This window comes from Pantoea folii, from assembly GCF_056678875.1.
On sequence record NZ_JBWXON010000010.1, the window covers coordinates 64,202 to 84,740 of the forward strand.

A 20,539-nucleotide genomic window follows, 5' to 3' on the forward strand; every position below is an offset into this window, starting at 1 on the left:
AATCTCCTGTCGCTTAGTGACCGCCCATCAGTTTTTCCGCTTCTTCCGGCTTGTCATGCACGCCGAAGCGGTCAACCAGGGTGCGGGTGGCGTCGTTCATGCCCAGTATTTCCACCTCAGTGCCTTCGCGGCGGAATTTGATTACCGCCCTGTCCAGCGCGCTCACGGAGGTGATGTCCCAGAAATGGGCATGCGTGACGTCAATGACCACGCGCTCTGCTGCTTCGCGGAAGTCGAAATGGCTCATAAAGCGATCGGCGGAGGCAAAAAAGACCTGGCCGATCACGGTATAGGTCCGGGTCTCGCCCTCCAGTGAGGATTTGACAGTCATGAAGCGCGCCACTTTAGTGGCAAAGTTAAGCGAGGCAATCAACACCCCGGTCAGCACGCCGAAGGCCAGATTGTCGGTTGCCACCACTACCGCTACGGTTGCCAGCATGACCACGCTGGTCGACAGCGGATGGCGGCGCAGGTCGGTAATGGAGCGCCAGGAGAAGGTGCCGATGGAGACCATGATCATGACCGCGACCAGCGCCGCCATCGGGATCTGCGATACCTGGTCACGGAGGAAGATAATCAGGCAGAGCAGCACCAGCCCGGCCGTCAGGGTCGAGAGGCGCCCGCGCCCGCCGGACTTCACGTTAATCACCGACTGACCGATCATGGCGCAGCCCGCCATGCCGCCGATAAACGCCGTGCAGACGTTGGCGATGCCCTGCGCTTTGCACTCGCGGTTTTTATCGCTCGGCGTATCAGTCATATCATCCACAATAGTGGCGGTCATCATGGATTCCAGCAGTCCCACCACCGCAAGGCCGGCGGAGTAAGGCAGGATAATCATCAGCGTATCCAGGTTCATCGGAATGTCCGGAATGAGGAAAACCGGCAGGCTGTCGGGCAGTTTTCCCATGTCGCCCACGGTGCGCACGTCCAGGTGCAGCCACATGGAGATGGCGGTCAGCACCACGATGCAGACCAGCGGAGAGGGAATGGTTTTATTGAGGTACGGAAAGAGGTAAATGATTGCCAGACCGGCGCCGGTGAGTGCATAAACGTGCCAGGTCACGTTGGTCAGCTCCGGAAGCTGCGCCATGAAAATCAGAATGGCCAGCGCGTTGACGAAGCCCGTTACGACCGAGCGCGACACGTAGCGCATCAGGCTGCCGAGCTTCAGGTAGCCGGCTATCAGCTGGATGACGCCGGTCAGCACGGAGGCAGCAAGCAGGTACTGAAGGCCGTGGTCTTTCACCAGGGTTACCATCAGCAGCGCCATGGCGCCGGTCGCGGATGAAATCATGGCGGGGCGTCCGCCAAAAATGGCCATCACCACGGGAATACAGAACGCCGAGTAGAGGCCGACCTGCGGGTCAACTCCGGCAATGATGGAAAACGCGATCGCTTCAGGAATGAGCGCGAGCGCGACGACAATACCGGCGAGCACGTCACCGCGGACGTTGCCCTGCCAGTCCTTACGCGTCGAGGACAGCAGCATAGTAATTTCTCAGATTTTGAATACAGTCAGCCCGTGGGGGCAAAAATTTCAGATACGAAAAAGCACATCCGCAGACGGGATGTTTTTGAGTGCGCGACTGGGATTACTCAGTGCGACAGAGAGGGGGTACTACTCAGGGTGGCGTAAGACGCATGGTTTTTTAAATTCTCCCTTATGGCAAAAGGTGCGTTAAGGACTGGATTATGCCAGCGAAATCCTGTGAAGGTGCGCTGACAGAGAAGCCTGATCTTGTCAGAACAGGGGCTTAACTATAAACGAAAGCAAAAAGAGATCAATGTTTCACCATTCAGATCATTGCCTCGGAAGAGATCAAAAAGGCGATACTGCTAACGTCCCCTCCTGACACAAAGCGGACTAACTCACTGGACACAAGGTCCGCTCTGAGCGAAAAACGGTCGCACTTTAGTCTTGTCTGGACGGAATTGTAACCGGCACTTTTATTACCCATTGTATCCATCCCTTTACGCTCTAACCCATTATGATAAATCTATTTCTAAACTTGGAATGTTTCTCGTTTATCACGGGAAAAGATAATAAGGATCTTCCTCATGGCAATAAGTATACAAACCCCTCTTATACATTCACTGCCCTTAAGCCAGCATTGTGGATGCCTTGTCTGGCTTAAAATGGAATCTTCCCAGCCGACGGGATCGTTCAAGCTCAGAAGTGCAGAGAACATTTGTCGCCATTACGCGGAAAGGGGCGCAACAGCTTTCATCAGTTCATCGGGCGGCAATGCAGGCATAGCGGTGGCACATTGCGGCCGCAAACTGGGGCTGCCGGTCACTGTGGTTGTGCCGGAAACCACGTCTGACAGGGCAAAACAGCTTATTGAACAGGAGGGTGCAAGAGTTGTTGTGCACGGAAAAGTATGGAGTGAGGCGAACGACTACGCCCTGTCACTGGCGACGGATGACATTATCTGTGTACATCCCTTTGATCATCCACTTTTGTGGGAAGGTATCAGCACAATCGTGGATGAGGTCATCAGCGAAGGGGTAACGCCTGATGCGGTAATTCTTTCTGTTGGCGGCGGGAGCATGTTGTCCGGTATCGCTCAGGGACTGGTGAAGCATCAGCTTGGTCATATTCCGGTTTACGCCGCAGAAACCCAGGGTACGGCCTCTCTTCGCGCCTCGCTTAATGCCGGCAGGCTGGTACGTCTTGATAAGGTCAGCGGCATAGCCACGACGCTGGCCGCAAGCCAGGTGTGCGAAAATGTTTTCAATGTGGCCAGCCGTATGGACGTCAGAAGTGTGCTGGTTTCAGACCAGGAAGCGCTGAATGCCTGCCGGTGCTTTCTCGATGACCATCGGGTGCTCACTGAGCCTGCATGCGGTGTATCACTCTCACTTTTGTACGACAAAAAAGTCTTATTCAAGCCGGCTGATAATGTACTGGTCATCGTATGCGGCGGGGCCTCTGTCACGCTGGAAGGAATCGCGAGCTGACAGAAGAGCGCATTTATCCTGCCAAAGTTTATGAGCAAAAGGATGGGCGAACTGCCCGGTTAATTAACTTGTTTTAAAGTGAGTTATGCCCTCTTTGGCACAAACAGACTGGCGCGTGGGTCAGGTCCGCTATGAGCGAAAAGCAGAAGTTATTGACCCAGCAAGATCAATAAAACAACTATAAGATGATCTGACATTATTTTAAGAACGACGGAAGCGTTGTAAACCAAACTCGATATTTTTTATTGACATTGGTAAGATGGACCTCTGTCTATGAGGTATCCGAGCATGAAAATAATCACATTAAAAACTACTGATAGCACTAATAGTGAGGCAAAGCGCCGGGTTGAGAAGACCGGGGAAACCTTTTTTGCTGTCTCAGCCGGCATGCAAACTGCAGGTAGAGGCCGTTTTGGAAGAGCATGGCAAACTCCTGAAGGAAATGTTGCTGTTACAATCGTAGTTCCACTGCCAGAAGAAACTTCCGCCCTGCCATCCGTTTCCCTGATGACCGGGATTGCTATTCATGATGCATTATCATTTTTTGTTAAAAATGCTGATATTCGTATTAAATGGCCAAATGATATTCTCATCAACGGAGCCAAAATTAGCGGCACGTTAATTGAAGCTGATAGCAACGCACTTTACGTTGGTATAGGCATTAATCGTATAGCCACTCCTGTAGACGTGCCTTATGCGACAGCTACTTTAGAGCAGTTTACATTCAAGGAGTCATCGGAGGTAGTCGAACTACTGGTAAAACTTTGGTGTGATTATTTTGATACGTGGCGAACCTTTGGGTTTGTTAGCCTTAAAAATTCATACACAACACGCATGAGCCGATTGAATGAACGTGTAGAAGTCGCTTTTGATGCCCAAAAATTAAACAAAGTCAGCGGGACATGTCGTGGGGTTGATGACTTTGGTAATTTGCTTATTGAGAAAGATAGCGGTGATATAAAGGCATATAATTATGGTGAGATACAATATATAGAGTCTTAGTAGATTCTGATATCTATGCTCTATAGCTGAACTTAAATTGTAAGAGATTCAATCATTCCTAAACTTCGCTTTCTCTCTTCGTTAATTACATCAGACCTTGTGCACGACGTCCGCTTCTGGCACAGGGCTGCCCACCATCAAGTTAAGTAGGGCACCTGTGAGCGAACACCGGACCTCGCAATAATTAATTATCTCCTTCCTTGATACCATAATTGGCAGGAAGAGACCTGACGTAATCAGCAATTTTTCCATTGTAAAGATTCGATATACTTTCAAAGACATTCGCTATATCTTTTCGGTCAACTCCATCAAGGGACTGAAGAGTTCCTGCAATACTCTCCTGCATCTCAATGGCCACATCAGGATTAATTAGAGTCTCGTCGGTAAATTCGAGTGCGATGGCTATATCAGCTATGACTTTAACTAATTGTTTAGATTGTGATGACATATGAACCCCCTTCTTAGCTTTTGATTGGATCCCTGAGCATCAACTTAACATGAAATTAGCTACTTCCGCTTCTGGCACAATGCGGAATTCAGCAGGCTAGTGTCCGCTATGAGCGAAAAGCGGACATTAACCATTCAGATAATTCCAGTCGGGTTTGAAATGCGTATCCGCCAGCCCTTATCCGCTCCTTGTTCCATCACCTGTGTAGCGATACCGCAATCACATTTTTGAGTATCATCATCTGACGTCGTAGTCATCGACCATTTTATGATGGCGAGAATAAGGTCACCCGAAGGGATGAGAGCCTGGATTTGGTTTCTGATAATTGGCCTCGATGCTATCAACGTGTTTAAAGCCATACGCAATGCAACAGGATCACTTTCGATGACAACATTGCTGGGCATTCTCATCGTGGCACGATTACTGAAAACAGACATTAATGCGTCAATTTTTCCGGCATTAAATGCCTCATCAAATGCAGCAATGGTTTCAGCTGGCGATCTATGGACAGTGTCGTGTTTCTCAACCGAAGCGGCGAAACTGGATATGTAGCCTGCAATTTCTTGAGGTGATTCCAGAGGTGAAAGATGGCCTGTGTCATCAATGATCATCATTGCTGCGTGAGGAATGCGAGGCAATAGCTCTCTTTGCAAGGTTTCTGGCGTATCGACCCGATCCAGCTCCCCTGTTATGACTTTCACCGGAACATTAATGAAAGCAACTTCACGGGTAATGTCTTCGCGCATCGCGATGTCGGGCCAGGCGGCTTTCGCTTCAGTACTGGCGCTCAGACTGTCTTCAATGACCTGCTCACGGATCGCCGGGCTAAGCGGCCTCGACGTCAGAACATTGTCGATAACAAACTCGACTGATTCACGACTGCTATATGCATTGGCAAGCCTGTCGCGATCTTCTTTAAAAAGCATCATGGGCGAAGGAGGAGAGGGTGCAATTAACATGAGCCCTTCAAGGCCTTGAGGCCGGCGGGATGCCATCAATTGGGCAACTTTTCCTCCCATTGAGTGGCCAATCAGGATATAGCGCTTGAGCTTTAGGGCGGCAATCACGCCTTCAGCATCACTGGCAAGGTCCTCAATCCGGTATCCGGACTTGGGAGCATCTGATAAACCCCAGCCACGGTGATCGATAGCGACCGTGTGGTAATGATCAGGTAACTGAGCTATCACGCTCTGCCACGTTCGGGATGATCCGCCATAGTAATGCAGGAACACCAGTGCAAGTTCACCGTGACCATGTTGCTGTACATTAATACCAGTATTGTTCACTGTAATTTTCATTGTTTCATTCTCCTCATGGTTTAAAACAATGTTAATTACAGTTCTTATAAATGATAATCGACTCAATAGTATTTGCAGTCGATAACCATATTATCGAATGGTGCATGTAATGGACAAGTTTATTAGTATGAGGATTTTTATCGCGTCAGTTGAGGAAGGCAGTTTTGCTGCGGCCGCAAGACGTTTTAAGCTTTCATCTGCCATGGCAGGAAAACATGTCAGTGCTTTAGAATCTGATTTAAACGTGCGGCTTATTCAGCGCTCAACACGCCGTCTGAGCCTGACGGATGCTGGTCAGCGATATTATGACCGCTGCAAAGTGATTATTGAGGCTCTGGATGACGCGGACAGAGAAGCCAGTGACATTCAGGCTACTCCCCGGGGAATGTTACGCATCGCCGCCCCTCTTGCCTTCGGTGAAATGCATCTGGGGAAGATTGTGTCACGCTATCTTGAGCAATTTCCGGAAGTCAGTGCGAATGTTGTTATTGAGGATAAGTATATTGATTTGCTTGAGAAACGGATTGATGTAGCCATACGCATAGGAAATCTGGACGATCCGACGCTTGTCACCCGACGTCTGGCACCATGCAGAATGGTTTTTTGTGCATCAACAGGCTTTCTGAACAAATACGGCATGCCTGAAACGCCAAAAGACATCTCGCGTATGCCGCGCCTGGCGTTCAGTCAGGCCATTTCTGCCGGAGACTGGACAATCTATGACGCAGATAACAGGCCGTACACTGTTGAAAGCCGCTGCCGGCTCACATCAAACAATATCCATTTGTTGATGGACGCAGCCCTGGCAGGTACAGGGATTGTGTATGGTCCCTGTTTTGTTTTTCAGGAGCACATAAGGCAGGGTCAGCTGATTGAGCTACTGCCAGATTACAGAACATCCGAGCTTACCATTCAGGCAGTGTATCCGAGTGCGCTCCGGATTCCTTTTAAGGTTCGCACCTTCGTTGATTTTATTGCTGATGATTTGAAAGCTATACCGCTTTGAGACGCAAGTAATTGAACAAGAACGGGATAATGTCCGCATTTGGCACAACCCGGACGTCATTGTTCAGGCACTGTTTTTACCCTGGCTGTACAGCGCTTATTCTATCTTTAAAACAACAATTGCCATGCATCTGTTCAGTCAGTGGCGCTGTTAGCTTACAGGCAATGAACCAGTGCGAGGGCAAAGCTCCCCTGTTAAGACGGATGATAAAATGAAGGGGGCTGTCCCGTAACGCGACGGAACATCGTCGCGAAGGAAGAGCCATTGTCATAACCGAGAGACAACGCGACTTCATTTACCGGTGTGCCCGTTAGCAGCATTGCCAGCGCGCTCACCACACAGGCTCGCTGACGCCATGTTGAGAACGACATGCCGGTTTGCTGCCGGAAATGGCGACGAAATGAGCTGCCGCTCATGAACATCGCCTTGGCCCAGCGTTCAGCCGGATCGTGAATGGCTGGGGCGAGTAAATAAGCCTGACATAGCGTTAACAGCGCGGGCTGCTGTGGCAAAGGGATCTCGAACGCGCACACTGGCATTAACGCCACTTCAAGCAGCATCAAATCTGTCAGCGCCCGATCACGTGCGCTCTCGTAAAGCGGCGGCAAGTCCACTGCCTCCAGCAGTAGCTGCCGCAAGAGCGGCGATACGGCCATGACTTCGCAGCGGCTCATGTTACGCAATCTGGCCGCGCATGCGGGTTCGATATACAGGCTACGTGTCGTGACGCCTGCAAACCTGACAGCATGCAAGGTTTTGGGGGGGATCCATACTGCATGCTGAGGCGGCACCACCCATTCCCCGTCACGGGTTGAAACGTGCATCAGGCCGGTTGCGCCATACAGAAGCTGCGCACGGCGGTGCTGGTGTTGCGGCAGGACAAATCCCTGCACATAGTCGTTGCCGAGCGCTACCACTTCGCGGTCCAGCCGATCTAAATCGTCAATTTTCCCGTTTCGCACTTCCGCCCCCATTTGACCAGTTTGCAAGGGTAATTGAGCGCTGCGCGAATGGGAAGCGTAGCGCTGGCGAGATAAGCTGCTGCTTCATTTATAGGCGGGGTATCTCCTTGAACGAATTATTCATTATCGCACTTGCCGGTTTTACTACCGGTATAACCACGGTCCTTTTTGGCTTCGGCGGCGGCTTTGTTGTGGTGCCTTTTGTTTACCAGTTGCTGGTGCGGCAGCCTCAGCTGGCAGGCAATGCGATGCATATTGCTGTGGGCACCTCGACAGCGGTGATGATTTTCAATGCGGGCTGGGTCAGCTATCAAAACTGGCGCGCGGGCAGGCTTTCTTCATCCGTCCTGTTTCCGCTGATGTGGTTCATCGCTACAGGCGCGGTAGCCGGTTCCTGGCTGGCGGGAATGATGAGCGAGGCGCTGATTCGCGCGCTCTTTATCTTCTATATGCTGGCGACGATTGGAGACTGCCTGTTGCGCAAAGGCTTCTTCAGCAGCAATGCGCCGCGTCATATGTCACTTTTGACGAGCACTGGCGGAGGTTTTCTAATCGGCATGATAGCCGCCTTGCTGGGCGTGGGCGGCAGCGTAATGACGGTACCGCTGTTACGACGACACGGACATGCGATGCGTGAGTGTATTAGCGCGGCCAATCCGCTTTCCCTGCCGGTAGCGCTGTGCGGTGCAATGAACTATGCGATAAGCGGCTGGCATAAAATTCCGTCAGACGGCTTTGTGGGATTTATCAGCCTGAAAATTCTGGGCTTGCTCCTGGTGACCGGCTGGACAGGTGTTATATTCAGCCGCCGGGCGCTCCCCGCCGTCCCCGATGTCTGGCACGCGCGAATCTACGTGATGCTATTGTGCATGGTGCTGATGCTAATACTGCTTTAGTAAAACCCTGTTTTGCGAATTGTTTTGATTTTACATAGGCAATATCTGTATGAACATCCGTTGCTGGCAAAGAGCGGACAGATTAACTTAGTGTTAGTCCGCTATGAGCGAGAAACGGACGTTAATGCCTGAATCAGGTTGCACCGTAGGCGTCACTTGGGTTTACTAGTTAGACAATATTTGGCACTTTATCTTTTATAGTTTTTTTGTACATATCGTAAGGATACATTCCATTAAACTTCATGTTTTTCATACCCGGCAATGACTCTGTAGACGCATGAACAGCAACAGGTGAAAACTTGAATTTTGTTTCATTAAGTTCTATCTGTTGGGCAGGAAATATTTCTTGGATGAGATTCATCTCGGATGCGCCATACTTAAGCATAAGATGCCTTGGAATTCCTTGAGATTTCATTAGCATCCTGATTTCAGGACTGATAATGTCTTCTATAGTTGATGTTGTTTTGACAGCATTTTTTACCATGATAATTTCAGGGATATAGTTTTTTTTAGTACCTGTGTATGGTTGCTGCTTCAAGCTGATATCCACTATAGAGAATGGTGGAGCAATTACCCAAGCATGTCCTGCGGTAAATTCACCATGGTCTAATGACCAGTAGTATGTTGTTTCCTCGTTAGACTTTTTTGGAAAATCAATTGTACAAGAGCCTTTAATGCAAGCACACCATATACCTTTACGTTCCAGTATACGAGCAAGAATTACTGATATATCCACGCAAGCACCTTGACGACCATCATCTAATAGCTGCTTGCTTAAAATTTTTGCCACATCAGAAATTATACTCTCTGCCTTTTCTAGATATTCATTAGTGTATGGCTTTTCTGCTACAAATTTTGCAAACTTAATCAAGTAGCTTGGATCTCGTTGCTCTTCCTTAATAAAGTTTGGATGATCATAAAAATCTGGTTTATCTGTAGGGATCCCTTTTTTATGAAATTCCTTTTCTAATTCACTGAACATAGATATTTACTCTGATTCACCTAACGTCGCTAAGACGTGCAGGTTTGTAGTGGAGGCGAAGCTTCAACGAATAAACTGTCGCCGTGATTGGCATTGTTATGCCCCGTTTACTTTAACTTGGATTTTGAGCCCGGCACTTTGGACTGATTGTTGTTGATCAGCTTGTGATAGAAATTCACAGTTACATGGATTGTTGATTTGGTTGACCGTGTAACCATGCTTTTTACTGTAGCCTTCCACCCAGCTAAGCGCATGAGCAAACGCAGCTTTGGAATCTTGAAACTGCTGATGAAAACTAACCGTTGATGTAAAGGATGGATTAAATTCAGAGTCGTAAACAAACACCTCTATAAAAAATGGTGCAGTTCCTGTTGGAGAAATAATATGCAGCTTGTAGAAGACTTTTTTATCCGTGTGAAAATCAATTTCTTGGATTGGAACCATCTGGATTCTCCTTTTGGGCATAATGTTCGCAGCACAGGCGAAGAACTTGTTGCAAGTTAAACACAAAGAATATGCTATATTTCCTGCGTTTGCTTGGCTAATTTTCGACCTGAACGTTCTAAAGCGGCCAGAGTTTGTTTTTTGCAAATAGGGTGAGACTGACCTCCCCCCCAGTATTAGATATATACCATAGTTAGCAATATCTTGTTGTGACCATGACTCCTTTGGCTAAGATAAGTCACTGTAGCAACGTCCGCTCCTGGCACACAGCGGTCGTTCAGGTGTAAGGCCTCACGCCAACTAAACCTAATGGGGCAGATTTAGTTGGTGATGGTCAGGTAATCTGCAAATAGTCGCCAAGTAAAATGCAAATGGGTAGTCAAGTCAGATGCAATTATGGAGTTGCCCCCGCTAAAACGGACACGGTTAATTTACAGCTAGCAGCGAACTTCTGTATTCCCTTGGTGACTGCATTTTCAGCCCTTTATGGGGATGCCAGTTATTATAGTCTTCCATCCATTCCGTCAGTTTTTCCATTACGGTCACCGCATCCGGCAGGTCATTCACATACACGTAGTCACGCTTGAACGTTTTCACGAACGATTCCGCCATCCCATTGCTCTCCGGACTGCGCACCGGCGTCGTACACACGATGAACCCGAGTGAGGCAGCGAACGTCCTTGTCGCGTCCGCTATGTAGCAACTGCCGTTATCGGTCAGCCACTCAACGGCATGTGGCAGGTAAAGCGTATTGCCAAAGCGCTTTTCCACACTATTTGTCAGCAGATCCTGCACCATAACGCTGTTTATTCCACCTGTTGTCGCCGACCAGCAGATGGCTTCGCGATCACAGCAGTCAAGGCTGAACACTACCCGCACAATTTCCCGATTCCAGCAGCGGATTTCAAAGCCATCTGAACACCAGCGCGTATCCGGCTTAAGTGTCACGACGTTGCCGGTATGACTGCGCTCTGGCTTTTTATGGCCAGATTTTGCCAGCAACAGGTTATTCGCCTGCATGATCCGGTAAATACGTTTGGGGTTAACCCGCCAGTCTTGTTCCTTCAGCGCACGATTGAGGTGTGCCGTCACGCGACGATAGCCGTTTGTCGCCCGCTCGCTGCATATCTGGCGGATAAGCGGTAACAATCGGGCGTCATCATCTTTGCTATAGCGGGCTGGCCGCTGCTGGCGCGTCTTTAGCAGCCGTTCATAAAGATTCGAACGCGATACGCAGAGCACTTCTGCTATTCGGATGAGGGGGTATCGTCCGGTGGCAGCAATGGCATGCGCGATATCAACTTTTTTGCCTGGGCTATCTCAAGCGCGTCCCGAAGGATTTCGGCTTCCATCGTTTTGCGGCCCAGCATTTGTTCAAGCTGTTTGACTTTTTTCTCCAGCGCTTTGATCTCGGAGACGCTGACCACCTCGTCGCCAGCGGCGATCGCAGACTTTCCACCCTCGTTCATGAGCCGTTTCCACTTAAAAAGAAGACTGGGTGTGATGCCATATTGCCGGGCAACGAGTGAGACGGTGTAGCCGGGCTGCATGGCGAGCGCAACAAAACGGGCTTTCTCTTCCGGAGTATAACGACGGCGTTTTTGCTCGCCAGTGATCACTTCGATTCTTTGCACAGGACACTCCTTAAACATATCTCTATGACTATGTCTTACTGGTGAAGTGTCTGGTTTAAACGGGGGCTATTACACAAAGTTAGATCAATAAAGAATAGGATCCTTGCTAACCCACTGTTTTCAAGGGTCTCAGAGAGGACGGATACACTGTGCCGGGGAGTACATACACTGTACCGGGTGAGTGATCCACTGTGCCGGGTAAATAGTACACTGTGCCGGGTGGTATTGATCCACTATGGCGGGTACTATAAAGATCTTATCCCTACTGGTCAGAAATGAATAATATCTATGGATAACAGTAATTTAGGGCTAGTAATCAATGAGGAAACGAAAAGTTCAGGTGAAGTTATACATCTGATCCCCAATCTTCGTCAGACGATCCAGCCAAAAGTTTTGCTCCGACTGGGAGTCTTTGTTCCCACTCTTAAATCTACTGGAAAGGGTGGAAGAAAGAACCACAGCGTTGATGCAACTGACTCCCTGTCCAGATTATCCATTGTAGAGGGTGAGGGATATAATCAGATTCAGATTTATGGGCCAAGACTCGACATGGATACGGATTTCAAGGTCTGGGTCGGTATCGTCTATGCCTTATCCACTAAGAAGATGGATAAAGATCATCAGCTGGAACTCAATTTTGCTGACTTTGCCAAATACTGTGGTTTTGATACCAAACGCATTGATAAGCAGCTTAAAGAGCGTTTTGATGCCTCTCTCACGCGCATCGCACGAACTAACATCAGCTTTGTAAAGTCACTACCCGGCACAGACGATCGTATAACCATCAACATGCACCTCGTTGATTCAACCTACTACGACAGCAGCACAGGTAAAATATTCATCAAGCCCAACCAGAAGCTCAATACATTGTACCGGGTAGATGGCAAAACTCGTCTGTACCTTAAAGCGTTACAGGTGTTGTCTCGGAAGGAATCTGCCCAGGCATTGTATCTCTACCTGGCAGAACTGCCCCCTAACTTCTACCGTATTGGTTTTGACCGTTTACGTGAGCGTCTCCAGTTGACTTCACACTTGGGTAATCAAAACGCCACGATTAAAAAAGCGTTGCAGCAGCTTAATGATATTGGCTTTCTTGAATATTCCGTGGAAAAAGAGGGCAGTGATTACGTCCTCAACATCCTAAAACGTAATCCAAAGCTATGATCCACCCGGTATAGTGGATATCCACTATACCGGGTAACTACCCTGTGCAATGGACTTTGACCTTCCTGCCAAATGGAAATCATAGTCTCACTTATTACTCCCCCATCTAATCTTTTTCCAGATCCCTCACCGCTAGAAAGGATTGCGTGTTTTGAGTCCCCGTTACAGTGGATGCGATAGGCCATATGCTGATTTGAAACCTGGTTACTAGGTCCTTCACTGAAAGCCCTTGTTCAGAATGCTGCATCATTTTTGCCAGATTCATTGATAAGTTTGTTAGTACTTACTTTCTGATTTTGGTCGCTGTTTTCGCGTTCCTATTATTCTGATATTGATATAGATACTGGGAATACTTTTGCGTCATCCACTATAACGGGTGGTTTGCCTGTATCTGCATCCACTGTAACGGGTAAACTTGACCTGCGTATCCACTGTAAAGGGTGGAAATAGAGGGCGGTTGATCCACTGCACCGGGTATGTAGTTTTGCATTAAGTTCTACATGCGAAGTGGACCCGGTACAGTGGAGCGCGAGGTATGAATTTTGGCCTGACTGGAAAGAGGAGATGACAACGCCATGTACTTTAGAGAGTACAAAACCTGATGAGACTCCACTGTACCGGGTAATTGGCTTTCTGACGATCCACTGTGCCGGGCAAATATTTTGTACCACTCCACTAAACCGGGTAACAAAGCCGCAGCAGTCTTAACTGGTTGTTAGGACCACATGTGATGGCATCCCTATTCCCCATCAGTCAAAAAATACGGGCACAGGTGCCCGTATCATAAAAAACGTCTGGAGGCGGTGCATCTGCAAACGTTAACCCGGCAGCAGGTACTGCGAATGGTATGAATCGTACTGAGTAAACGCTACCCATGTATCACGACCGAATTTTCAGGCCACTGCGGATGAGTGCCACTATTCCTGACGCGATACCGCATTCCGCCTGTAAAGGGGGGCGATTCAGGCTATTTCCTGACCTGCTTCATCGTTCGCAGCCTCTTCGGTCAGCAGCAGCCTGTCGCACTCAGCGATTACGTACTCAGGGATCAGGTCGAAACGGGTAGGATCGAGCTGGCAGATAAATTCATTCTCAATATGGTAGGTTTCGTTCACGAATTTACGGATAACGCGGTTATCGGCCTCCGGCTCAAGCAGCCTGAACACCTGGAGCTTTTCATAGCCATTAACGCAGCGGTGATACAGCGCCAGGATATGCTGATAGCTGTTCAGGAGAGCCAGCATACGGCTGTAGTCAAACCCCGGGATACGTTCAGCCACTTTACCGCAGCCTCTCTCTATCCGGACCGAATCCATTAAAGGGTAACCGCCGCCTTCGGCTAAGGGCTCGCGCGAGTCGGTCGGGATCTCACGGTGATGAAAAAGATTAGAGAGTACCTGATAGGCATCGCCGCGATCGTCCAGAATTTCATAATGCCGGCGCAGATAGATAAGCTTAATCATATCATCACAGCCGGAGACTGTTACACGTTTGCAGATTTGAGTGAAGGTCATAATATCGCTTTCGCGGATAGGCAACTCTGTAATAACTCCGGCGCTGTATCGCAGATAGGAGGCAGTGACCTGATTACTGAATAACTTTTTCACCGAGCGCAGAGTATCAATGATTGGCTCAACATCGTGCGTCAGCATCAGCACCGTCAGGTTTTTCAGACATTCACCTGTATTGCGGCGAAACAGCATTTCTAGAATGGCAAATTTTTTGTTTTTATCGAATGAAGAAATGGGGTCGTCGAGCACGACCAGACCTGGTTTACGCGCAAGACATTCATACATGAAAAGGACGATGGCAAAGGCATTACGTTCGCCGTAGCTCAGGTGCTGGCTCCCCCCGCTCAGATAATCGCCATAATCGATGTGACGAAGTTTCAGACGGCACTGTTCACCGGCGCCGGAGATATCGACCTGATAGCGGTATCCCGCATACGCCAGGAAGGTATTGATGTCTTTTTTGTGCTTTTCAATCAGCCGCTGCATTCCCGCGCGCTGCCTGCTGATTTGTCCCTGCAGCTGGCCAGCCTGGGCAATAAGCCCTTCCAGAGAAGCGTTAAGGCGTTCCGTCACTTCACGCGTTTTATCTGACTGCAGATCGGGAAAATAGGTGACATCCAGACGAAAGGCGGCAAGCGAGGCGCGAATATTACCGGCATCGTTAAAGGTAAAACCGTTGAGCGTTTTCAGGGTCATGAGCATGGAAAGCAGGTTTTCAGTCTGCTGTTTAACGGTGATCAGGTAGTCTTCATGCTTTTTTTCCAGGCCTGCCTGCAGCGTCGTGATTTCCTGAAGTCGTGTGCGGGCTTCTTCTGAAAAATATGCTCCCAGCTTCTCCAGTACCGCGATAATCCCGACCAGATTTTTGATTACAGCCTTATCATACTCGGCACTTACTTTACTTATCTGTTCAGCTTTATCGTGAGAATCACCGGTGCAGAAGGGGCAACAGCCCGCCGAGAGAGTAGAGAAGTTTTCATACCCTTTTGTCTGCCACTCTATCCACTCAACATTGCGGGCACTCTGAATAAACGGCTGATAAGGTTCAAGACCCGCTGGAATGTGCTGCAATTTATTACCACCCGCCAGTCCCTTCATCCCAGTAGAGGACTTTGACAGGCCTTTGTTTGTGAGTTTGAACGCGCCGCTGAGCTCCTGTAGGTGCATGATAAACTGCTCAAGTTCATCATTTCCGCTGAACTCCTGCCGGATGGCTAACACCATCGCGTCGATCTCACCTTCTGTCTGGCTGTAAGCTTCCGTCTTAATAAAGATATCAAAGCTGTTACTGACCAGTTCCTCGGGCTGAAAAGTGAACTGAGAAACGTATTTTTCATCAAAACATAGCACATCCTGAATCTGTTCAACTCCTGACACGCCGGGCTGTAGACCAGAGGGGTTTGCAGTCCGGAGCTTGAATGGAAGAAGGCTGGCCAGCCCTTCTGCATCATCGGTTACGCCGTAAAGAATAGCGCGGGAAATGGTGCTTTTTCCGGTGCCATTGGGCGCAAACTTAATGTTTAACTTATTTTCTGAAAGCGAAATGTGGGCGCTATCAATGTTATTGCAGTTAGTGATTTCAACATCCATCTGAAATTCCTTCTAATGTCAGAATTAGGTAAAAGCTGCATCGAAATCTTCAGAAATAACCTTGCTGTTCCGTGCTCATATAATCACCAATTCTTTAGGGCGTAAATGAATATAGATTAATAAATTTTATACTTATCAGGTGGTGGTCGAAGCTGAGCATTTCTCCACTGCACGAATAGATTGATGCGAATCCCGCTGACTTATCAGACAGATATCATCAAATTACGGGAATAGTCTGCAATCTGACCGGTTTCCCACAAATGATTTCAGCAATTCCAGCAGGCAGTAACGTTTTCCGCTGATGTAGGGTATAAGAGGCCAGTTTGAAATAGCCTGACGCTTGCAAAAGCGTCATCAGCTATCTGGGAAATTTCAGATATTTCAGAGAGATGTGTTCGGCTTTATGCTGTCTGGCTTATCCTTCCCGGGTCCGTAAACCAGAAGGAAGATAAGATGAAATTGCAGCATTATTTACTGGGTGGCGCGCTGAGTGTGATAAGTGCGACCGGCTTTGCCGCAGAGATGAAGAATCCTCTGAGCGTGCACGTGCTGAATCTGCAGACCGGCGTGCCGACGGCAGGTATCGAGGTCGAACTGGACAAAAAGCAGGGTGAAGAGTGGGTCAGGCTTGCCCGTGGAACCACTGACGCGCAGGGACGGATTGCTGCGCTTTATCCGGCGGGGCAAAAGGCACAGTCAGGCATATACCGAGTGATTTTCAAAACCGGCGACTATTACAAAAAAAACGCTCAGCCCACCTTCTTCCCGGAGATCCCCGTGATGTTCAATCTGACCAGTACTGATCAGCACTATCATATCCCACTGCTTCTCAGTCAGTACGGTTACTCGACCTATCGCGGCAACTGAGCACAACCGGCGGTAAATAAGAAATCAGGCGCTGTAATGTCAGATAACTGAATCATGGGAGAAGTGTGTGTTTTAGTTTGGACAGCATGCAGACACACGAGTCCTTGCGTCAGGCTTCTGAATAAAGCACCGTCTCTCGTCTGGCCGGCATAGCTGACCCGTGAGATCACGGGTCAGCTGGGCTGAAAAGGTATAAAAAGAGACCGGACTATGGGAAAAGTCCGGCCGTACACCAGTGTTTGCCCGGAAGCCCGGATGAAAGACATGCGGATAGCGGTGATCTTCAGCTTCCGCCGATTAGGTGCTGACACCGGTTTTTGGGATCCCAGTTCAGCGTCAGAGGGGTTTTGAAATCTGAGAAAACTTTGGCGGGTTTGGTGTCAGCTGCTACCGGATAGCCGGACGGAATTTCTCTGACACCCAGTGCGGGATCCAGGAAATAGCGCTTACCCGGTTCCGGAATGAAGGCAACCCAGCGCGATTCTGTAAATCCGTCTTTATTGTATTTCATTTTCCCTTCCACCACGGCCAGCTTGCCTGCGGAGTAGAGCTGTTGCAGAGCCATGAGCCGTCCGGGCCTGACTCTGGCGGACATCAGTCGTCCTTCAGAAGGAAGGACATCAGACCCCAGTTCGTAGCGCTCGGTTCTGTCGAAGCAGGTCTCCTTCTTTTCATACACGGAAAGATAGAAGGTACCGACAAAATCCTGAGGATCCTGTGCATATACAGTCGCTGCGTCCTGACCTTCATAATTCGTATAGTCAAGGGGCAGCAGGGCAGAGCAGCCCGCGAGAAACGCAGCAGGCGCAAGCGCGATTAACGCTCTGCTATGACGAGAAAATGGCATCGTTCACATATTCCATATACTGAAAACATGACGCTATATCGGCTGATAATAAAAGAAGATGAACGCTTTACGTCGGATAAACATTTTCCGTACAAAAGAGGAAAGAGAGAAGAGGGCTTTCCTCATCCTCCCTTTTCCGGAGCGCGCTGATTTGAGCCGGCGTTGCCGGCGATGTAGAGATCCCTTCTGAAATCATTCAGCATTTCCGGTACAGAGCCGATAATCATCCGAAGACAGGTCGGATTGCTCCTGAATCTGCCCGTGCCGGAGTGAGGGGACGATGCCTTAAGATTCGCGTAAAACATCAGGGAGGGAAACAGGCAGTGAAGCTATATGAAAACGTGGTCATTGGTAATTTTCTGTACGGACTGGGCGTCTCTGTGGGCGCGCGCCTGGGGGGGAACGTGCTGCCGGCCTCCGTCAACCTGCTGCAGCAGACGCCGGAAGACAAGGCGCTGGGTGACGTCCTGCTGTCCTTCCCCGGCACGCTGCGGCTGATTGAGTTCAAATCCTCGGCTAACCGTTCCGGTAAAGAAGAGGCCCGCCACAGAAAGCTCTCAAACGCGCTGGATGAGGGACAGAGAGAAGTTTCTCACCAGGTCCACTGGTACGTCGAAACCACACCAGACGTTCTGGCGGGCGTGAAAACCTACTTTTCGAGCTACCTCAGCGCACTTTCCCTACCGGCCCGTCAGGCTGAGCCCCTGAACCTTGAGCACTTCATTGCGCAGACAGCTCGCAGCATCTTTTCGGCTCACAGCGATGCAGAAAACCCGGAGGCCGTCAGTGACTATCTGAAGCTGGTCAGGGTGTGCCAGGGGGTGGATGAAGAGAGCAGCGCGGGCGCGCTGATCGTCGTGTGTGACGGAAAGGGCAACCTGCGGTACGCAGAGCTGAAGAATATTATGGAGCTGTCAATGACACATGAGCAATGGATCGCTTACAGGCAGGAAATGGAGCATCAGGCAGTGCTGGACAGAGAGCACACCATCGATCGCGACACCGGATGGGAGCTGAGCTGGTGAAAAATACAAACGCCATCAGCGAAGGCGACATACGTCTGTTTTTCGACGCCGCAGACCGGCTTCTTCATGCCGCACAGCTACAGGGAGATATGGCAGAAAGAGCGACGTCAGCGCTGCTTAAGGTCACCGCCACGCATGAAAGGCAGACGCGTGATGTCAGGGATGAGGTCATCAGTACCGTCACGTCCATGGCCGGGGCAACGGCGCAGGAGTCTGCTCGGCTTCTGGCGGAGCACTTCCGCGAAGCCGATCGTGCAGCAGAGAAGGCTGCCGACCGCTATGAGCGCGCCTGCCGGTCGCTAGGTTGGCGCAACTGGATCTGGTTTATGGTCGCACAGGGGATGATGTGCCTGGTGGCCGGTATGCTTATCGTGACGCTTGTCCCCTCGCTGGATGAAATACACGCGCGGCGGGCAGTGCTGGAACAGCTGCAGGAGGAGGCTCAAGGCTACCCGCTGCACTGGCATGATTGCACCGCTGAAGGGAAAGCAAGGCGTTGTTTCCGGACGGATGACAAGGCCGGTGTACTGACGCTCGATGATGGCAGCACCTGGCGTGTTCCGTGGAGCAAGCCATAACCTCTGCAGACTTGGAAAAGAGGACCTGCACATCGCTGCAGTATCTGGAGGGGCGGGTTGAACCGGAAAAAATCCCCCGTAAGCAGGGGGATAAAAATTACCAGTAATGGGACTGAACCTGTTGCCAGTACTTTAGCTGTTTTTCAAGCTTCTGCACCGCTAAATAATTCATGCCTGCGCCACGGGCCACCCAAAGCGCCAATTTCAGCCTATTACTCATAAATTCTTATGCTCAATGTCCGGTCTTGGCACACAGGGGATATTCAGTAACGCTAGGTCAGGGCCGGAGTAATCGCCGGAATGGGCGTACCGGTTATTCTGTCCAACGCGGTTAGCTCCGCTACGACTTAGTCGGTAATGTTCGGCATCTAAACGGCAGCTATGAGCGCAGGCTGTGTGAAAACCCTGAACGAAAACTGATGTGCGCGCATCTACGCAAAATCTGGAATCGTTCGACTGGTTAGCTGAGCTAAATTTTACGTATAAGTGCAGTGTTGAACCCTGTATTTGACAGTTAAAACGACCAAAACAGTTTTCACACAGCCTGAGCCAGGAGTGGAAGTTCAGCTGATTTTTTACACAGTTAGTTTTCGAATCGATTTTAATTCTTTCGCAGGAGAATGAGCCTGGCTCCGACCATAAGCGACGGAAGAGTAACAGCGACCAGTATCATCAATTATCTGACAACAGCACTGAAAAGCCTCACCTGATGTTGAGCATTCATGCAACTGTTCGTGTTTATCATTTACGTTAAAGTCGATCGTAATGCGAGCCTCACTTACCCAAGAATCAGGAAGTTGCTGCTTTGTTAACAAATGTTCAAGCATGTCTGAATAGTGGAGTACAACATAATTTATCAGGTTAGAGTGGGGAGCGTATTTAGGTGGAGTAAGATGAAACACCATTGTGTTGAGGTTGTTATTGATAGCTAATAACTTTAACTGACCAATAGTCCAGAATCCCTCGAAATCGTTGTTGCGACTCACGAAGCTCTCATTAAGACCATTAGCTATACCCCGTAACTCAGCCCTGCGTGCCATTGTTATTCCCTGATCGCTTACTACAAATCATAATAGTAACTGTACCCTCTACTGATACCCCGGGCCAACCTTGAGTGTGCTTTTCGTGATTATTAACCGCCACCAATAATTATTATGCCCGGCGCTTTACAACATCCGCTATTGGCACACAGCTGCCGGTCACGCAATGCCAGGTCTACCCCCTCAGCTCCAGTGGCGATTTTTTGTTGTCAGTGGTCAAGTAAAATGCAAACGGGTAGTCAAGTGAATGCAAATACCCCATAAGTGTCTGCATTCAGGCG

18 protein-coding genes are annotated in these 20,539 nt (G+C 49.4%); 8 read left to right on the top strand and 10 right to left on the bottom strand.

The window, feature by feature from the left end; all coding sequences use genetic code 11:
- Positions 1–13 precede the first annotated feature (13 nt).
- The gene (locus AC1MDE_RS13120) at positions 14–1,492 is read right to left on the bottom strand and encodes a SulP family inorganic anion transporter (RefSeq protein ID WP_480344630.1); all 1,479 of its coding nucleotides are present in this window, start codon (positions 1,490–1,492) and stop codon (positions 14–16) included.
- A 569-nt stretch (positions 1,493–2,061) separates the two neighbouring features.
- Between AC1MDE_RS13120 and AC1MDE_RS13125 the strand changes: the two genes are divergently transcribed.
- Together AC1MDE_RS13125 and AC1MDE_RS13130 are read left to right on the top strand one after the other, a co-directional pair.
- Positions 2,062–2,964: a pyridoxal-phosphate dependent enzyme gene (locus tag AC1MDE_RS13125; RefSeq protein WP_480344631.1), complete on the top strand. Its 903-nt coding sequence runs from the start codon at positions 2,062–2,064 to the stop codon at positions 2,962–2,964.
- Between the two features lie 288 nt (positions 2,965–3,252).
- Positions 3,253–3,966, top strand: a complete 714-nt coding sequence (locus AC1MDE_RS13130; RefSeq protein ID WP_480344632.1) for a biotin--[acetyl-CoA-carboxylase] ligase — start codon at positions 3,253–3,255, stop codon at positions 3,964–3,966.
- Between the two features lie 184 nt (positions 3,967–4,150).
- Here AC1MDE_RS13130 and AC1MDE_RS13135 read toward each other — a convergent pair whose 3' ends face one another.
- Together AC1MDE_RS13135 and AC1MDE_RS13140 are read right to left on the bottom strand one after the other, a co-directional pair.
- Positions 4,151–4,414 (bottom strand): hypothetical protein, encoded by a 264-nt coding sequence (locus tag AC1MDE_RS13135; RefSeq protein WP_480344633.1) that lies wholly within the window; start codon positions 4,412–4,414, stop codon positions 4,151–4,153.
- Positions 4,415–4,548: 134 nt separating this feature from the next.
- Complete coding sequence (locus tag AC1MDE_RS13140; protein WP_480344634.1) at positions 4,549–5,712, bottom strand: alpha/beta fold hydrolase; 1,164 nt, start codon at positions 5,710–5,712, stop codon at positions 4,549–4,551.
- A 109-nt stretch (positions 5,713–5,821) separates the two neighbouring features.
- Between AC1MDE_RS13140 and AC1MDE_RS13145 the strand changes: the two genes are divergently transcribed.
- Complete coding sequence (locus AC1MDE_RS13145) at positions 5,822–6,718, top strand: LysR family transcriptional regulator (RefSeq protein WP_480344635.1); 897 nt, start codon at positions 5,822–5,824, stop codon at positions 6,716–6,718.
- A 194-nt stretch (positions 6,719–6,912) separates the two neighbouring features.
- Here the strand turns inward: AC1MDE_RS13145 and AC1MDE_RS13150 are convergent, their stop codons facing one another.
- Positions 6,913–7,680, bottom strand: coding sequence for an AraC family transcriptional regulator (locus tag AC1MDE_RS13150; protein WP_480344636.1), 768 nt, complete (start codon positions 7,678–7,680; stop codon positions 6,913–6,915).
- Positions 7,681–7,787: 107 nt separating this feature from the next.
- Between AC1MDE_RS13150 and AC1MDE_RS13155 the strand changes: the two genes are divergently transcribed.
- Positions 7,788–8,576, top strand: coding sequence for a sulfite exporter TauE/SafE family protein (locus tag AC1MDE_RS13155; protein ID WP_480344637.1), 789 nt, complete (start codon positions 7,788–7,790; stop codon positions 8,574–8,576).
- A gap of 169 nt (positions 8,577–8,745) precedes the next feature.
- On the opposite strand, the gene AC1MDE_RS13160 is transcribed toward AC1MDE_RS13155, so the two are convergent.
- The 3 genes from AC1MDE_RS13160 to AC1MDE_RS13170 form a co-directional block, all read right to left on the bottom strand.
- Positions 8,746–9,558, bottom strand: coding sequence for a hypothetical protein (locus AC1MDE_RS13160; RefSeq protein ID WP_480344638.1), 813 nt, complete (start codon positions 9,556–9,558; stop codon positions 8,746–8,748).
- Between the two features lie 96 nt (positions 9,559–9,654).
- Entirely contained in the window at positions 9,655–10,002 is a 348-nt protein-coding gene (locus AC1MDE_RS13165; protein WP_480344639.1) for a hypothetical protein, read from the bottom strand.
- A 426-nt stretch (positions 10,003–10,428) separates the two neighbouring features.
- Positions 10,429–11,654, bottom strand: a protein-coding gene (locus AC1MDE_RS13170; protein ID WP_480344640.1) for an IS3 family transposase whose coding sequence is annotated in 2 segments (ribosomal slippage) — positions 10,429–11,312 and positions 11,312–11,654 — 1,227 coding nt in all. Because the reading frame shifts where the segments join, the coding sequence is not laid out codon by codon here.
- Between the two features lie 270 nt (positions 11,655–11,924).
- On the opposite strand from AC1MDE_RS13170, the gene AC1MDE_RS13175 reads away from it, so the two are divergent.
- Positions 11,925–12,800 carry a RepB family plasmid replication initiator protein gene (locus tag AC1MDE_RS13175; RefSeq protein ID WP_480344641.1) on the top strand — a complete coding sequence of 292 codons (876 nt, stop codon included), beginning with the start codon at positions 11,925–11,927 and terminating at the stop codon, positions 12,798–12,800.
- Between the two features lie 962 nt (positions 12,801–13,762).
- Here the strand turns inward: AC1MDE_RS13175 and AC1MDE_RS13180 are convergent.
- Positions 13,763–15,901: an AAA family ATPase gene (locus AC1MDE_RS13180; protein ID WP_480344642.1), complete on the bottom strand. Its 2,139-nt coding sequence runs from the start codon at positions 15,899–15,901 to the stop codon at positions 13,763–13,765.
- Between the two features lie 453 nt (positions 15,902–16,354).
- Here AC1MDE_RS13180 and uraH point away from each other — a divergent pair, with 453 nt between their 5' ends.
- Positions 16,355–16,768, top strand: a complete 414-nt coding sequence (gene uraH, locus AC1MDE_RS13185) for a hydroxyisourate hydrolase (RefSeq protein ID WP_480344643.1) — start codon at positions 16,355–16,357, stop codon at positions 16,766–16,768.
- A gap of 283 nt (positions 16,769–17,051) precedes the next feature.
- Here uraH and AC1MDE_RS13190 read toward each other — a convergent pair whose 3' ends face one another.
- Positions 17,052–17,615 (bottom strand): hypothetical protein, encoded by a 564-nt coding sequence (locus AC1MDE_RS13190; protein WP_480344644.1) that lies wholly within the window; start codon positions 17,613–17,615, stop codon positions 17,052–17,054.
- A gap of 323 nt (positions 17,616–17,938) precedes the next feature.
- On the opposite strand from AC1MDE_RS13190, the gene AC1MDE_RS13195 reads away from it, so the two are divergent.
- Together AC1MDE_RS13195 and AC1MDE_RS13200 are read left to right on the top strand one after the other, a co-directional pair.
- Positions 17,939–18,640: a hypothetical protein gene (locus tag AC1MDE_RS13195; protein ID WP_480344645.1), complete on the top strand. Its 702-nt coding sequence runs from the start codon at positions 17,939–17,941 to the stop codon at positions 18,638–18,640.
- An 89-nt stretch (positions 18,641–18,729) separates the two neighbouring features.
- The gene (locus AC1MDE_RS13200; protein WP_480344646.1) at positions 18,730–19,218 is read left to right on the top strand and encodes a hypothetical protein; all 489 of its coding nucleotides are present in this window, start codon (positions 18,730–18,732) and stop codon (positions 19,216–19,218) included.
- A gap of 575 nt (positions 19,219–19,793) precedes the next feature.
- Here the strand turns inward: AC1MDE_RS13200 and AC1MDE_RS13205 are convergent.
- Positions 19,794–20,204 (bottom strand): hypothetical protein, encoded by a 411-nt coding sequence (locus tag AC1MDE_RS13205; protein WP_480344647.1) that lies wholly within the window; start codon positions 20,202–20,204, stop codon positions 19,794–19,796.
- Between the last annotated feature and the right edge of the window lie 335 nt (positions 20,205–20,539).